This window comes from Niallia sp. FSL R7-0271, assembly GCF_038005785.1.
Taxonomy (GTDB): domain Bacteria; phylum Bacillota; class Bacilli; order Bacillales; family Cytobacillaceae; genus Niallia.
Window position 1 is genome coordinate 15,001 of record NZ_JBBOTZ010000001.1, and the last position, 15,857, is coordinate 30,857.

A 15,857-nucleotide genomic window follows, 5' to 3' on the forward strand; every position below is an offset into this window, starting at 1 on the left:
CGAGCAGGGACGAAAGTCGGGCTTAGTGATCCGGTGGTTCCGCATGGAAGGGCCATCGCTCAACGGATAAAAGCTACCCCGGGGATAACAGGCTTATCTCCCCCAAGAGTCCACATCGACGGGGAGGTTTGGCACCTCGATGTCGGCTCATCGCATCCTGGGGCTGTAGTCGGTCCCAAGGGTTGGGCTGTTCGCCCATTAAAGCGGTACGCGAGCTGGGTTCAGAACGTCGTGAGACAGTTCGGTCCCTATCCGTCGTGGGCGTAGGAAATTTGAGAGGAGCTGTCCTTAGTACGAGAGGACCGGGATGGACGCACCGCTGGTGTACCAGTTGTCTTGCCAAAGGCATAGCTGGGTAGCTATGTGCGGAAGGGATAAGTGCTGAAAGCATCTAAGCATGAAGCCCCCCTCAAGATGAGATTTCCCATAGCGTAAGCTAGTAAGATCCCTGAAAGATGATCAGGTTGATAGGTTTGAGGTGGAAGCGTGGTGACACGTGGAGCTGACAAATACTAATAGATCGAGGACTTAACTAAAATAGGAAAGCGGAAGAAGCTTTGGCTTCTGCAGCTGGACATGAATGATTGCTTGGTTCTTGTTTTTCTTCGAAGATGATTTAGTTTTGAGAGAACAACTCATAAAAACATAATAGTCTGGTGGCGATAGCGAGAAGGTCACACCCGTTCCCATACCGAACACGGAAGTTAAGCTTCTCAGCGCCGATGGTAGTTGGGGGCTCTCCCCCTGTGAGAGTAGGACGTCGCCAGGCACTTTAAAAAAAGCATCTAGTTTAACTAGGTGCTTTTTGTTTTATTAGGAAATCTAAGCTACATTTTGTTTGCTAAAAATTGAAAGATAAGCTGAGGCCCCTTTTTGGCAGCTATTGATAAAAAGGATTCAATATATGGATAATCTTGATTAGGCATCGTCTTCATCAGTTCACTCCACCACTCTATTTCATACCTGGCAATCATGCTCAAATTATATAATAATAAATAATGCACAAGAATTTCAGGCAGCTGTACACTGCGTTTTTCTACCGGAATATAGTATTGAGCATCCGTTACATGGAAGTAGAACGGAGCAGCCGGCTGCAAGCTATCTGAAAAAGAAATATTAAGACTAGTTTTATTCGTGCTTATCCCCTTAATAGGATTTCCTAACTGGTCTTCTAAGTACTGCTGAAAACGGCCTTGACTCATAAAGTAACTATCTAGCACTTTAGAAGGGATGGTTGCTTCTGTACTGGAAAGGGTAACCGGCAAAAAGGTTGGACTTCCTGTGAATATATGGAATAAGTCATTAAGTTCAGGTATTTGTTTTAATAGTTCACCCATATTAAACTTCTCTCCTTCAATTGAAGGAAGCTTAAACATATTCTCCGACATACATGCAAATAATCCGTTTTTTTGAATTTTTATTTCATCCTTAAAAAATAAGTATTGTTGTTTTTTTCTTTTTCTTGTTGAGACACCATGAGCTAGTACAGAGGTACTGCTTGGATAGGCAGGATCTATTGTAAGGAGACAAGCTTTTATTAGATGAACAAACCCATAAAAAAGTAAAACTGGCTGGATATTTATTGGTGAGTTTAGGGCTTGTTGATAATAGAGCTTACCATGCTCAAGAAAATAAATAAATGGATAGCAGTTTTGATAGCTCTTCGTATCGACATCACTGGTATGTAGTAATTTATAGCATTTTTTTAGAAAAAGCTGGGAATATTCTGCGGAAAAAAAGCAGCTAAACGAGTCCCAGTCCTTATAAGAACTGTACATATGTTTGCCTCCTGAATTTTTTGAAAAATGAAACTTATTGAACTAACCTTGACAGTATTTTGTCCAATTGATAACCTACTAATAATATTTTTTTACTAATTGGAGGCGTTAAAATGTGGGAAAGTAAATTTGCTAAAGAAGGTTTAACCTTTGATGATGTTTTATTGATACCTGCCAAATCAGAAGTATTGCCAAGAGATGTAAGCTTAAAAGTAGAATTGGCGTCTAATTTAAAATTAAATATCCCATTGATTAGTGCGGGTATGGATACTGTAACAGAGGCTGAAATGGCAATCTCAATCGCTAGACAAGGCGGAATGGGAATCATTCACAAAAATATGTCAATTGAACAGCAAGCTGAGCAAGTAGATAAAGTTAAACGCTCTGAGAGTGGTGTAATTACTGATCCATTTTTTCTAACTCCAGACCATCAAGTATTTGATGCAGAACATCTGATGTCAAAATATCGCATTTCAGGTGTACCTATCGTTAATAACCATGATGAGCAAAAACTTGTAGGTATCATAACAAACAGAGACCTTCGTTTCATTGAAGACTTTTCCATTAAAATTAGTGATGTAATGACTAAGGACAACTTAGTAACGGCTCCAGTAGGTACAACATTAGAGGAAGCAGAAAAAATTCTGCAAAGACATAAAATTGAAAAGCTGCCTCTTATCAATGAAGAGGGCGTTTTGAAAGGCCTTATTACAATTAAAGATATTGAAAAGGTTATTGAGTTCCCTAACTCTGCTAAAGATGCACAAGGTAGATTGCTTGTAGGTGCTGCTGTAGGCGTAACGAGCGATGCTATTAAAAGGGTTGAGCTTTTAGTTAAGTCCCAAGTAGATGCTATCGTTATTGATACTGCTCATGGACATTCTAAAGGTGTTCTAGACGGTATTAGAGATATAAGGAATGCTTTCCCTGATTTAACTATTATCGCTGGGAATGTAGCTACTGCTGAAGGTACAAGAGCACTTATAGAAGCAGGAGCAGATGTGGTGAAGGTAGGAATCGGACCAGGATCAATCTGTACGACTAGGGTTGTTGCAGGTGTTGGTGTTCCACAAATTACGGCAGTTTATGATTGTGCAACAGAAGCTAGAAAACACGGTAAAGCAATCATTGCTGACGGAGGAATTAAATATTCAGGAGATATCGTAAAAGCACTGGCTGCTGGCGGACATGCTGTTATGTTGGGAAGCCTTCTTGCTGGGGTATCTGAAAGCCCTGGAGAAACGGAAATATTCCAAGGCAGACGCTTTAAAGTATACAGAGGTATGGGTTCTGTATCAGCAATGGAAAAAGGTTCTAAAGACCGCTACTTCCAAGAAGATAACAAAAAATTTGTTCCAGAAGGTATTGAAGGGCGACTTCCATATAAAGGACCTCTTTCTGATACAATTTATCAGCTAGTAGGCGGTATCCGTTCTGGTATGGGATATTGTGGTGCGAAAGATCTTCTTGATTTGAGAGAAAATACACAATTTGTAAAAATGACAGGCGCTGGTTTAAGAGAAAGCCATCCGCATGATGTTCAAATTACAAAAGAAGCTCCAAACTACTCTATTTCTTAAGTAGTTTTGCAATTGTTACGGAATATTACAATAGATGGTGAACTCTATCACCGTCTATTTTTTTTGTTTTTTTTATGGTAAACTGTACAAGGGAAATTCTTAATTTAAAAAAATAATTTAAAGTTTAATAGATAATAATAATGTGTTGGAGGTTTTATCATTGATGCAATTAAAAAAGTGGACGCTGTATGTACTTATGGCCGTGCTTTTCGTGAGCACCGTTGCTGCAGGTCTACCGCAACAAGCAAAGGCAGCTGAGAATGAGGATACTTTAGGATTGGAAGCTGGTGCAGCTATACTAGTTGATGCTGCCACGGGGGAAATATTATACGAAAAGAACGCAGATAAACTAATGGGTGTAGCATCCATGTCAAAAATGATGACAGAATATATTGTCCTTGAAGCAATAAAAGAAGGAAAAATTAGCTGGGATCAAAAGGTTAAAATAAATAATTATATTCACCGTTTATCTGGTGCTCCTGGTCTTTCTAACATAGGATTGACAGAGGGGGAAGAATACACTGTAAAAGAGCTTTACCAAGCGATGGGTATATTTTCTGGCAATGCTGCGACAGTAGCATTGGCTGAACTAATTGCTGGAACAGAAAAAAACTATATTAATGTTATGAATGAAAAGGCAGAGGAGCTCGGGCTTAAAGATTATAAGTTTGTAAACTCATCTGGATTAAATAACAGCGACTTATTGGGCAATCACCCTGCAGGCAGTGAAACAGATGAAAATGAGATGTCTGCGAAAACTGTTGCATCACTTGCTTATCACTTGCTGAATGATTACCCTGAAGTGCTGGAGACATCTGGCATGCCAAGGCTAAAATTCCGTGATGGTAGAACATATGATAACTTTAACTGGCTGTTGCCTTCTTTGGTGTTTGGATATGAAGGAGCAGATGGTCTTAAAACAGGTTCTACAGATTATGCAGGCTACAATGTAACTGCAACAGCTAAACGCGGAGATCAACGTGTTATTGCAGTAATTATGAAGAGCGAAACGAAAAACAGCCGTTTCACAGACGCAACTAAACTGTTGAATTATGGCTTTAACAATTTCAGCACAGAAGAGATTCTTCCTGCGGGTTACACAGTAAAGGGAAATGAATCTGTTAAAGTAACAAAAGGTAAAGAAGACTCTGTAAAAATTCAAACAAGCGATGCTGTTAATTTAGTGATTAAAAAAGAAGATAAAGAAAACTATGTGGCAAAGCTAGTATTGGATGACAAAAAGTTAAACAGCAAGGGTGAACTGGCTGCTCCAGTCAAAAAAGGTGATAAGGTTGGTTATATTACTTTAGAGACAAAGGATGGAAAAGCAGTTCCGTTCTTAACTAGTGATGGATCAGAAAAGGCAAGCGTTGATGTTGTTGCTGCCGAAACAGTTGAAAAAGCAAACTGGTTCGTATTAGCAATGCGTGGCGTAGGTTCATTCTTTGCAAATATTTGGGATAGTGTTTCATCCACAGTAAAAGGATGGTTTTAATAAAAAAAGAAATGGTTCCTGTCTTGACAGGAACCATTTTTTATTGTTTATTTTCATTAGGGAAATTTATACAATACAAATCATATTCTTTTGGTTAATTAAGCAGGCTCTGCGAATAGAAGGCGGAAATAGGGGGCTTTGAATGATTATAGCTACGGAGAAACTGGCAGATAACCATAAGTACATTGTAGTTCGGGATGTTATTAACACAGAATATATAAAAATTCGCTAAAGCCTTAGAACATTACCAAGATGAAGATCTGAAAAAAACTGATTACAGCTATTTGGCGATGAGATTGTAAGTTTGGGGACCAGAAGCGTACATGAAGGAGCATAGCTGGTAATAAGGAGATAAAACTATGACAGATATAAAAGTAGGTGTTCTTGGCCTTCAGGGAGCTGTTAGAGAACATATGAATGCAATAGAAGCTAATGGAGCAACGGCAGTTCTTGTGAAAAATAAAGAAGAACTGAACGAGGTTGACGGTTTGATTATTCCAGGCGGCGAAAGCACAACAATGCGTCGACTTATTGATAAGTATGATTTTATGAAGCCTTTAAAGAAGTTTGCTGAATCAGGAAAACCGATGTTTGGGACATGTGCAGGCTTAATCCTTTTAGCAAAATCAATTGAAGGTTATAAAGAGCCCCATATCGGCGTTATGGATGTTCATGTGGAAAGAAATTCTTTCGGCCGTCAAGTGGACAGTTTTGAAGCAAATTTGGATATAGCTAATGTAGCTGAGGATTTCACTGCTGTATTTATAAGAGCACCGCATATTGTAAGTGCAGGTGAGAATGTGGAAGTACTTGCTAAGCATAACGGCAGGATTGTAGCAGCGAGAGAAGGACAATTTCTTGGTTGTTCCTTCCATCCAGAGCTGACACAAGATCACCGGTTGACAGGATATTTCATTTCTATGGTAGATGAATCAAAAAAGAACTAATTTGTATATAGTGGTTGAACTTTGTTCATAATTATAGTACGATGAAAAAAACTTTTATATGACATCTACACTGATAGGAATCAGTAGCAGGAATACATTATTCTAAAGAGAGCCGATGGCTGGTGTGAATCGGTGAATAAAGCCTGTGAATCCATCCTAGAGTAAAAACAAGGAAAGCCATGTAAGATGGCAAGTAATTGTTTTCGGCTAAAAACCGTTATGTATTTAAGGTGGAAAGCATATTTGCTTTCAACTAGGGTGGCAACGCGGGTAACTCTCGTCCCTTTTTTGGGGACGGGAGTTTTTTGTGTTCTGCTAAAGGGTTTATCGTTTAGAGCATATAGCTAAAAAAGCAAGGAGGAAGAATACATGCTTGATATTAAGTTTGTACGTGCTAATTTTGAATTTGTAAAAGAACAGCTTCAGCATCGAGGCGAAGATCTGTCTGAATTGGATCATTTTGAGGAGCTTGACACAAGAAGAAGAGAGCTGATTGTAGAAACAGAACAACTAAAAAGCAGAAGAAATGAGGTATCCCAACAAGTTGCTGCACTTAAGCGTGAAAAGAAGGATGCTGAATCTTTAATTTTGGAAATGCGTGAAGTTGGTGACAAAATTAAAGGATTTGATGATGAGCTTCGCCAGGTTGAAGAGAGACTGCAGGCAATTATGCTCGGAATACCAAACCTTCCCCACGAAAGTGTACCTGTTGGTGAAACAGAGGATGATAATGTAGAGATCAGAAAATGGGGAGAGGTAAGAAATTTTGATTTTGAACCGAAACCACATTGGGATGTAGCGACAGAGCTGGATTTACTTGATTTCGAAAGAGCAGCAAAAGTTACTGGAAGCCGTTTTGTGTTTTATAAAGGGCTTGGTGCCAGACTAGAAAGAGCACTATTTAACTTTATGCTCGACCTTCATACAGAAGAGCATGGCTACAAGGAAGTTATTCCTCCATTTTTAGTCAATAGAGCAAGCTTAACAGGAACAGGGCAGCTTCCTAAATTTGAAGAAGATGCGTTCTTGATTGAAAAAGAGGATTACTTCCTAATCCCTACATCTGAGGTGCCTGTAACTAACCTGCATCGTGATGAAATATTAGATGGTGATCAGCTGCCAATCAAATATGCTGCTTTCAGTGCAAACTTCCGCTCTGAAGCTGGGTCTGCAGGAAGAGATACAAGAGGGCTAATCAGACAGCATCAATTTAATAAAGTAGAATTGGTTAAGTTTGTTAAACCGGAAGATTCTTACGAAGAGCTGGAAAAACTGACAGCAAACGCAGAGCGAGTATTACAGCTATTAGGCCTGCCATATCGTGTTTTAAGCATGTGCACAGGTGATTTAGGCTTTACAGCAGCGAAAAAATATGATGTTGAAGTATGGATACCAAGCTATGGTTCATATCGAGAAATTTCTTCTTGCAGTAACTTTGAAGCATTCCAAGCAAGAAGAGCAAACATCCGTTTCCGCAGGGAAGCAAAAGGCAAGCCAGAGCATGTTCATACACTTAATGGTTCAGGCCTTGCAATAGGGCGTACAGTGGCAGCAATATTAGAGAATTATCAGCAAGAGGACGGCAGTGTAGTGATTCCAGAAGTACTGCGTCCATATATGGGAAATAGAGAGGTTATAGGCTGATTAATTGGGCATTATAAAATATATAGAAGAAGCGAATGCTTCTTCTATATATTTATTGAATAAATGTTGACAGTAAAAGCTACATATGATATATTGTTATCTGTCTGATGGAGGAATACCCAAGTCCGGCTGAAGGGATCGGTCTTGAAAACCGACAGGCGGGTCAAACCGCGCAGGGGTTCGAATCCCCTTTCCTCCTCCATAGTTATTTTACTAATATCGCGCATAAATATTGGAGATATAAAAGTCTGCTGTTTACAGCAGGCTTTTTTTGTTTTCCTATATAAAAAAAGAAGAGGAATAATCCTCTTCTTTATCTTTTTACAAGATTCTTTTGCTGAAGAATAACAGATATCTTCTCAATTATCGGTTCGATAGCAGAACTTCCTTCTGTTGCATCATAGTCGTTTATGTTCAATCGCAAGACTGGACATGAACTAAAGGAATCAATCCACTTCTCATAGCGAGTATGCATTTCTTGCCAATACTCTACAGGAGTTTCTTTTTCCATAGTCCGTCCTCGTTTGTCAATTCTCGTAAGTATGTCATCTAATGAACCTTCTAAATAGATCAGCAAGTCTGGATGCGGGAAATATGGTGTCATTACCATTGCATCGAACAAGCTTGTATATGTTTCGTAATCTGTTTCAGACATTGTGCCTTTTTCATAATGCATTCTTGCGAAAATACCTGTATCTTCGTAAATAGAACGGTCCTGAATAAAACCTCCGCCATATTCAAAGATTTTCTTTTGTTCTTTAAACCTTTCTGCCAAGAAGTACACCTGCAAATGGAAACTCCATCTACTGAAATCTTGATAAAATTTATCTAAATATGGGTTCGTATCTACCTTTTCAAAAGATGTGCGGAATTGAAGTGCATCAGCAAGAGCATTAGTCAATGTGGACTTGCCGACACCGACTGTTCCGGCAATTGTAATTACAGAATTGCTTGGAATATTATATTTCGTGCGTAGGTTCATGTGTATAGGCTCCTAATTTTAATGTTTGCTTCACTTTATCTATAATAGTTTCAAGATCAGCTTTATTTTTCACAAAGTCTAATGTATCGCCATTGAATGACAGCACCGGGATATGAGGATGCTGTTCTTGGTACTGCTCCATCACTTCATGATAATCGGTTGATAATTGCTCTAAATAAAGAGGGCTAATATTTTTTTCAATATCTCTATCCCTTTGTTGGATACGGTCCATCAGAGTATCTAAACTAGCATGTAGATAGATGATAATGTTTGGCGCAGGTAAATCCTCTGTTAAAACATCATATATACGTATATATTTTGTTAGTTCTTTCTCTTGTAGTGTTCTCTTTGCGAAAATTAAATTCTTTAATATATGATAATCAGCTACCACGGGAATATTCTTGTCCAAGTAATGGGATTGAATATCATTAAGCTGTTTGTATCGATTACATAAAAAGAACATTTCCGTTTGGAAGCTCCATTCATCAATGTTCTCGTAAAATTTACCTAAAAAAGGGTTTTCCTCGACTATTTCCTTTAATAGATGATATTGAAAATGTTCAGAAAGCAGCTTCGCTAAGGAAGTTTTTCCAACACCAATAGGACCTTCTACTGTAATAAAAGGGATATTGTTCAATGCTTGTCCCTCCTGATTTATAAAATATGATAAAAAAAGACATATGAAGTCATTTTAACACATGAAAAGCGGTTATGGACATTAACTAGTGTTAAATAAAAGTGCATATTATTTCCTGGAAAAAGGCTGCCTAACAAGAGGCAGCCTTTGAAGTGTAGTGGTTATCTTTTTGTGACGTTAAAGTTATCTGATATGAGCAGCCAGTTTTGCGGAAACGATAGTCCGAGCTTCCAATAACTTACACCTCTGATATTCAATTCCTTTACTAGATCAAATTTTGCCTGTATAGACCTAGCATCTTCAAACCATACTTCATGCTGCCTTCCTTGTGCATCTGTATAGTTGAAGTGAGGCGCCTGTGCATTTGTATCGTAAAGGATAGCAACATTATTGTCAGCTGCCAGTTGAATGGCGCTCTGAGGACTTAAAGCTTTTGCGACTGAACCCTGTACAAAAGGAAGTGTCCAGTCATACCCGTAAAGGTTTTGACCCATCATTATTTTGTTGGAGGGCATCTCGGTAATGGCATATTCAAGGACATTGCGCACTGGGCCAATGGGAGATACTGCCATAGCTGGTCCGCCGCTGTAGCCCCACTCATATGTCATTATTACAACAAAGTCGACAATTTGCCCGTGAGCACGGTAATCATGAGCTTCATACCATTTTCCTTTCTGCCCAGCGCTGGTTTTAGGGGCTAGAGCAGTGGAAAGCAGCCAGCCTTCCTGTGAGAAACGGGCTTTGGCTTTACGTAAAAACGAATTATAAGCTTCCCGATCAGCAGGACGCAAAAACTCAAAATCAAAATGAATGTCTCTAAAGCCATATTTTTTAGCTGTTGACACAATATTATTTAAAAAGGTATTCTGGATGGCTTGATCATTTAATAATATTCGGCCAAGCTCATCACTGAACTGGTCATTCTCTTGATTTGTGATAACCATCATCAGTACATTATTATTATTTGCTGCAATAGTAGGGAAATTATTAAGTAAAGGTTCCTTCAGCTTGCCATCTCTTAACGCTTGGAAGCTGAAAGGTGCGAGATAGGTGAGATAAGGTGCTGCTTCCCTTGCGGAAGACTCAAGAACAGGAGCTACAGTTGTTCCTCTAGGTTCAACATATGCATTAAACTCTCCTGCGCGTTTAGTTTGCTGTGGTATATATAAACGGTAACCTACTGTTAAAGGACTGTTTGGCGAGATTCTGTTGACGCTGGCAAGCTGTTGATAGGAAATGCCAAATCTCCTTGAGATAGACCATAAGCTGTCCCCTGGCTGCACCCAATAAAACCGCCCGACAATTGGAATAACTAATGCTTGACCTATGACGAGCTTATTAGGGTTAGGCAACTCATTTGCCTCTGCTATATTAGCTGCAGTAGTTCCATAAGCTTGAGCAATGCCTGTCAATGACTGGTTTGCCTGCACAACATGTATTTGCATGGGAAATCCCCTCCTGCTGTTAAAATTACTTATTGCAGTTTATGTTTGAAGTGGGGACGACATGATATTATTTTTTTCATACTTAAATATTTTTGCTTTCATTACGTTCTTCATCATTGTTAAAGCATAAACATTGTCTTTTTCATCGACAGAGGCGATGGCATTGTCAGGAACAATAATAGAGTATTCTCGCATATAAGCATCATTAGCTGTAAATAGGACACAAATATTGCCGGCAATGCCTGTCAGGATAAGCTCATCCACCTTAAGCTGATGGAGAAGTGTGTTTAATGCAGTGCCGTAAAAGGCGGAATGCTTCGGTTTTATTAAAAAGTAATCTGCCTTTTGTGGTGCAATCTTCTCAAGGATGTTGTGGCTGTATTCATTAGAACAATAATCAATGATACTGTTTATATCTGCTTTCCATAAGCTATAATGGTCATTGATATAGATTACAGGAATATTGGACTTATAACAGTACTTCTTTAAAGCAAAAATGTTTTCTGCAATTGCAGCAGCTTTTTCAGCCAAAACTTTTCCATGCTGAAATTGGAAGTCATTAATCATATCAATTATTAAAAGTGCCTTAGATGAAGTGCTCATAGTAACCTCTCTTTATTTAGTTATTAGGAATGATGACATTAGTTTAAGTAACTTTGTGAAAATAAATTACAGTTGGCAAGAAAAATGACAGTATGCACAGGGTGATGAAAAGTGGAAATAGAAAAAAATGATAGATATTTCATGCAGATAGCTATAGAGGAGGCAAAGAAAGCAGGAGCTATTGGGGAAGTGCCGATAGGAGCTGTTATTGTACTCGATGGAGAGGTTATTGCAAAAGCGCATAACTTGCGCGAGGCAGAGCAAACTGCAATTGCTCATGCTGAGCTTCTGGCAATAGATATAGCTTGCAAAGAGACAGGAAGCTGGAGGCTGGATAATGCAGTGCTCTATGTTACTTTAGAACCGTGTGCTATGTGCTCAGGTGCTATCATACTCTCAAGAGTTAAAAAGGTAGTATTTGGTGCAAGTGACCCTAAGGGGGGTTGTGCTGGTACTTTTATGAATCTTCTTCAGGATGATCGGTTTAATCACCAATCTGAAGTAGTATCAGGAGTGCTCAAGGAGGAAACAGGAGAGCTTTTGACTAACTTCTTCCGTGAACTTCGTACAAAAAAGAAAGCTGAAAAGAAGAAGAAGAAGGCTGAAATAGAAATTACAAAAATTAACAGCTTATAATTATTGCTTTTTTGTTTGAATATAAGTATACTTAGTTTGTGTCCAAGATGACACATTAAAATTTGGTATCAAGTTTGTCGTGCTAAGCGGGGAGGTAGCGGTGCCCTGTACTCGCAATCCGCTCTAGCGAGGCTGAATTCCTTTCTGAGGCTAGTGTCCTGTAGGGTCTGCCTTAAGCAAGTGGTGTTGACGTCCGGGTCCTGCGCAATGGGAATCCATGAACTATGTCAGGTCCGGAAGGAAGCAGCATTAAGTGGACACCCCCATGTGCCGCAGGGTTGCCTGGACTGAGCTAACTGCTTAAGTAACGCTTATGGGAGCTAGTCGACGAAAGGTGCACGGCAGTTTAATATTATAATTAAAAGACTCATTCTTCTAAAAGAGTGAGTCTTTTTGATTATATAGTTTTGGATACATAACAATAACAATGTCCATTGTTTTAATGTAAAAATATAATTAGATAAGATATAATAATGAGAGCAGATAGAAAGGAGGGCGGACGATGAATTATCAAGCATTATACCGAGTATGGAGACCACAGCAGTTTATTGATGTAGTAGGTCAGGAACATATAACGAAAACACTCCAAAATGCCCTTCTTCAGCAAAAAACAACTCATGCATATTTGTTCTCTGGACCAAGGGGTACTGGTAAAACTAGTGCGGCAAAAATTTTAGCAAAAGCAGTCAACTGTGAAAGAGCACCAATCAGTGAGCCTTGTAATGAATGTGCCGCCTGTAAAGGAATTACGGATGGTTCCATACCGGATGTAATAGAGATAGATGCTGCTTCGAATAATGGAGTAGAAGAGATAAGAGATATAAGAGATAAAGTAAAATACGCTCCAAGCTCTGTTCCGTATAAAGTTTATATAATAGATGAAGTTCATATGCTCTCTATTGGGGCATTTAATGCTTTGTTGAAAACACTTGAGGAACCTCCTAAGCACGTTATTTTTATATTAGCTACTACAGAGCCACATAAAATTCCATTAACAATCATCTCTAGATGTCAGCGCTTTGACTTTAGACGAATTACTGCCCACTCTATTGTAAAGAGAATGAAGCTAATTATAGATGAATCCGGCATTTCATGTGACGATAAGGCGTTGCAGATGATAGCAAGAGCGGCTGATGGCGGTATGCGGGATGCATTAAGCCTGCTTGATCAAGCCATTTCCTACAGCCAGGAAAGTGTCACTGTGGAAGATGCGCTTACTGTGACTGGGGCTGTTTCCCAAGGGTTTCTTAACGACTTAGCGAAAGCAGTCTATGAAAAAGATACGGTTAAAGGATTACAATCATTAGATGAACTCCTATTTTCAGGGAAAGACCCCTCAAGGTTTATTGAAGACTTTATCTTCTTTTACAGGGATATGCTTCTATATAAGACAGCACCAAACTTAGAAGAGTCATTAGAGCGGGTTATGCTTGATGATGAGTTCAGAAACTTGGCTGACTCGTATGGACAAGAACAAATTTATGAATTGATTGGTTTGCTGAATAAGACGCAGCAGGATATGCGCTGGACTAATCATCCTAGAATTTTCCTAGAGGTAGCAATTGTTAAATTGTGTCAAATGGCTATCTCTTCTCCAACACAAGACACAGGAGCCTTTTCGAACACGGAAATACAAGGGCTTATTTCAAAAATAAACAGTCTCGAAGAGGAACTTGCAAGAATTAGGCAATCAGGAGTAACAAGTTCAGCCGAGGAAGCTGCACCACAGAAAAAGGTGAGAGCAACTCGGAAAGGATTTCAAGCGCCTACTGGTAAAATTAATGAGATACTTAAGCAGGCAACGAAGCAAGAACTCCAAAACATTAAGAGTAATTGGGGTAATATGCTTGGACAGCTTGTTAAAAACCAGATGAGATCTCAAGCTGCTCTTTTAAATGAAGCCGAACCTGTTGCTGCATCTACGGACTCAATCGTTATCAAATTTAAATATGAAATCCACTGTCAAATGGCTTTGGATAATGTTAAATTTATAGAGACAATCACGTTATCTCTTCAGCAGCTGCTAGGCAGAAGGTATAAATTAGTAGGTGTCCCTGAAGAACAATGGCTAAAAATAAGAGAAGATTTTTTAAGCAGTTCCCATCATGCAGGATCCGATGAGGAAAATGAGGGAAATCACGTAAATCAGGCAGATGACCCAGTAGTTGCAGAGGCAAGAAAACTATTTGGTGAAGAATTGCTTGAAGTGAAGGACTGATTGTTGAACGACAGGAGAAATTTGCATATTATATTAAATATGCAAAAGGAATAAATAACTTTAAAATGAAAATGGAGGAATTCTTATGCGCGGAATGGGTAATATGCAAAATATGATGAAGCAAATGCAAAAAATGCAAAAGAAAATGGCGGAAGCTCAAGAGGAACTTGGAGAAAAAAGAATTGAAGGTTCTGCTGGCGGCGGAATGGTAACAGTAATCGTTACAGGACATAAAGAAATAGTGGATGTAGTAATCAAGGAAGAGGTTGTAGATCCAGAAGACGTAGAAATGCTCCAAGATCTTGTGCTTGCAGCTACAAATGACGCATTGAAAAAAGCGGATGAGCTAACAAACTCAACAATGGGGCAATTTACAAAAGGACTTAATCTTCCTGGAATGTTCTAAGGAGGAGTTTCATGCATTATCCTGAACCAATATCAAAGCTGATAGACAGCTTTATGAAATTGCCAGGAATCGGCCCGAAAACGGCTGCTCGACTGGCGTTTTTTGTATTAAATATGAAAGAAGATACTGTTCTAGATTTCGCAAAAGCACTAGTCAATGCAAAACGAAATTTAACTTATTGTTCCGTATGCGGTCATATAACGGATCAGGACCCATGTTATATATGTGAGGATACTAGAAGAAATCGTAAGATAATCTGTGTAGTTCAAGATCCGAAAGATGTCATCGCCATGGAAAAGATGAAGGAATTTGACGGATTGTATCACGTTTTGCATGGTGCTATCTCACCAATGGATGGTATTGGTCCAGAGGACATTAATGTTCCATCTCTCATCAAGCGTTTGCAGGAAAGTGATGTAGAAGAGGTAATTATGGCTACTAACCCAAATATAGAGGGAGAAGCAACCGCTATGTATATCTCCCGTCTGTTAAAACCATCGGGGATTAAGATAACAAGGATAGCGCATGGCTTACCTGTAGGCGGAGATCTGGAATATGCAGATGAGGTTACTTTATCTAAAGCGCTTGAGGGCAGAAGAGAAGTATAATCAGAGGGAGGATAAAGTATGCTTTTTCGCCGAAAAGGAAAGTTGAGAAAAGAATTCGATGAGAAGTTATTAGTTCAGTTTCATGAAACAAAAAAACACTGGCTAAAAGAAAAGTCGATACTCGAAAAAAGCTTTGACCCTTCTGATGAGGTCATTTGTGCTGCAAAACTGACTGAAGCAAAGTATTTCTTTCTTTTTAAAGAGGCTAAAGAGAGAAATGTTAATTTAATGAAATAATAGAAGCACTCCCTAGTTCTTTTTTGTGGTAGTTGGACATACCTTTTAATACAAAAAGAACTAGGGAGGTTTTGTTTGTGAGCCCAGTTGTCATTATTTCTATTATCAGTGGTTTGATTGTCCTTCTTCTGATAATAGGTACTCCCATTAAACCATTGCGTTTTGTAGGACAAGGGTTGATTAAAATTGTAATAGGTGCTCTTTTCCTTTTCTTCCTCAATGCTATTGGGACTAAGTATGGCATACACGTGCCGATCAATATTGCGACATCTACTGTTTCTGGAATTTTAGGTATTCCAGGTGTCGTTGCACTTGTAGCAATTCAACAATATATATTATAAGGGCAAGTTAGTATAAAGAGCAGACTGCTAAGTTTTAGCTGTCTGTTTTTTATTTAACGTCTATTATAAATAAATGTTTAAAAAGTTTAAAAAAGATGTTGACTAGGAAATAACATGCTGGTAATATTATAAAAGTCGCAGCAAGCAATTAATAACTAGTTAAAAATTATTAATTTATCTGTTGACATTTATAATATGTAAATGATAATATATAAAAGTTGCTTCTGATAGCAACGAAAAAATTGCTCTTTGAAAACTGAACAAACAAAACGTCAACAATAATCGTTTTTATAACTTGCG

The 15,857-nt window shown here is 38.7% G+C and carries 15 protein-coding genes, 1 tRNA gene, 2 rRNA genes, 1 other RNA gene and 1 other annotated feature (1 of these 20 running past the window's edge); of the genes, 14 read left to right on the top strand and 5 right to left on the bottom strand.

Going from position 1 to position 15,857, the window contains the following annotated elements; translation table 11 throughout:
* Positions 1-536, top strand: a 23S ribosomal RNA gene (locus MKX82_RS00060); it begins 2,400 nt to the left of the window's first position.
* 116 nt (positions 537-652) lie between these two features.
* Positions 653-769 (top strand): 5S ribosomal RNA (gene rrf / locus MKX82_RS00065).
* A gap of 58 nt (positions 770-827) precedes the next feature.
* On the opposite strand, the gene MKX82_RS00070 is transcribed toward rrf, so the two are convergent.
* Complete coding sequence (locus MKX82_RS00070; RefSeq protein ID WP_341074442.1) at positions 828-1,778, bottom strand: YaaC family protein; 951 nt, start codon at positions 1,776-1,778, stop codon at positions 828-830.
* A gap of 113 nt (positions 1,779-1,891) precedes the next feature.
* On the opposite strand from MKX82_RS00070, the gene guaB reads away from it, so the two are divergent.
* The 5 genes from guaB to MKX82_RS00095 all read left to right on the top strand — a co-directional run bounded on the left by guaB (position 1,892) and on the right by MKX82_RS00095 (position 7,646).
* Complete coding sequence (guaB, locus tag MKX82_RS00075; RefSeq protein WP_192486479.1) at positions 1,892-3,358, top strand: IMP dehydrogenase; 1,467 nt, start codon at positions 1,892-1,894, stop codon at positions 3,356-3,358.
* 163 nt (positions 3,359-3,521) lie between these two features.
* Entirely contained in the window at positions 3,522-4,853 is a 1,332-nt protein-coding gene (locus MKX82_RS00080; RefSeq protein WP_311315985.1) for a serine hydrolase, read from the top strand.
* A 359-nt stretch (positions 4,854-5,212) separates the two neighbouring features.
* Positions 5,213-5,800 (top strand): pyridoxal 5'-phosphate synthase glutaminase subunit PdxT, encoded by a 588-nt coding sequence (gene pdxT / locus MKX82_RS00085; RefSeq protein WP_192486477.1) that lies wholly within the window; start codon positions 5,213-5,215, stop codon positions 5,798-5,800.
* A 61-nt stretch (positions 5,801-5,861) separates the two neighbouring features.
* Positions 5,862-6,088 (top strand) — a binding site (T-box leader).
* Between the two features lie 81 nt (positions 6,089-6,169).
* A complete protein-coding gene (gene serS / locus MKX82_RS00090; RefSeq protein WP_192486476.1) occupies positions 6,170-7,444 on the top strand; it encodes a serine--tRNA ligase in 1,275 nt (424 codons plus the stop codon).
* A gap of 109 nt (positions 7,445-7,553) precedes the next feature.
* A tRNA-Ser gene (locus tag MKX82_RS00095) sits at positions 7,554-7,646 on the top strand.
* Positions 7,647-7,757: 111 nt separating this feature from the next.
* Here MKX82_RS00095 and MKX82_RS00100 read toward each other — a convergent pair.
* From MKX82_RS00100 to MKX82_RS00115, 4 genes are all read right to left on the bottom strand, one after another.
* Entirely contained in the window at positions 7,758-8,426 is a 669-nt protein-coding gene (locus tag MKX82_RS00100; protein WP_192486475.1) for a deoxynucleoside kinase, read from the bottom strand.
* A complete protein-coding gene (locus tag MKX82_RS00105) occupies positions 8,404-9,063 on the bottom strand; it encodes a deoxynucleoside kinase (RefSeq protein WP_192486474.1) in 660 nt (219 codons plus the stop codon). The genes MKX82_RS00100 and MKX82_RS00105 overlap by 23 nt, the downstream gene beginning before the upstream one ends.
* A 161-nt stretch (positions 9,064-9,224) precedes the next feature.
* Positions 9,225-10,508 carry a glycoside hydrolase family 18 protein gene (locus tag MKX82_RS00110; RefSeq protein ID WP_192486473.1) on the bottom strand — a complete coding sequence of 428 codons (1,284 nt, stop codon included), beginning with the start codon at positions 10,506-10,508 and terminating at the stop codon, positions 9,225-9,227.
* Between the two features lie 39 nt (positions 10,509-10,547).
* Positions 10,548-11,111: an isochorismatase family cysteine hydrolase gene (locus MKX82_RS00115; protein ID WP_192486472.1), complete on the bottom strand. Its 564-nt coding sequence runs from the start codon at positions 11,109-11,111 to the stop codon at positions 10,548-10,550.
* A gap of 117 nt (positions 11,112-11,228) precedes the next feature.
* On the opposite strand from MKX82_RS00115, the gene tadA reads away from it, so the two are divergent.
* From tadA to MKX82_RS00150, 7 genes are all read left to right on the top strand, one after another.
* Positions 11,229-11,747, top strand: a complete 519-nt coding sequence (tadA, locus tag MKX82_RS00120; protein WP_341079333.1) for a tRNA adenosine(34) deaminase TadA — start codon at positions 11,229-11,231, stop codon at positions 11,745-11,747.
* A 77-nt stretch (positions 11,748-11,824) separates the two neighbouring features.
* An RNA gene (gene ffs, locus MKX82_RS00125) (signal recognition particle sRNA large type) lies at positions 11,825-12,089 on the top strand.
* Positions 12,090-12,249: 160 nt separating this feature from the next.
* Positions 12,250-13,965 (top strand): DNA polymerase III subunit gamma/tau, encoded by a 1,716-nt coding sequence (dnaX, locus tag MKX82_RS00130; protein WP_233319453.1) that lies wholly within the window; start codon positions 12,250-12,252, stop codon positions 13,963-13,965.
* 85 nt (positions 13,966-14,050) lie between these two features.
* Positions 14,051-14,371: a YbaB/EbfC family nucleoid-associated protein gene (locus MKX82_RS00135; RefSeq protein ID WP_233319451.1), complete on the top strand. Its 321-nt coding sequence runs from the start codon at positions 14,051-14,053 to the stop codon at positions 14,369-14,371.
* Positions 14,372-14,382: 11 nt separating this feature from the next.
* Positions 14,383-14,979, top strand: coding sequence for a recombination mediator RecR (gene recR, locus MKX82_RS00140; protein WP_185764898.1), 597 nt, complete (start codon positions 14,383-14,385; stop codon positions 14,977-14,979).
* 18 nt (positions 14,980-14,997) lie between these two features.
* Positions 14,998-15,216 carry a YaaL family protein gene (locus MKX82_RS00145; protein WP_233319449.1) on the top strand — a complete coding sequence of 73 codons (219 nt, stop codon included), beginning with the start codon at positions 14,998-15,000 and terminating at the stop codon, positions 15,214-15,216.
* Positions 15,217-15,293: 77 nt separating this feature from the next.
* Positions 15,294-15,557 carry a pro-sigmaK processing inhibitor BofA family protein gene (locus MKX82_RS00150; RefSeq protein WP_341074448.1) on the top strand — a complete coding sequence of 88 codons (264 nt, stop codon included), beginning with the start codon at positions 15,294-15,296 and terminating at the stop codon, positions 15,555-15,557.
* Positions 15,558-15,857 lie beyond the last annotated feature (300 nt).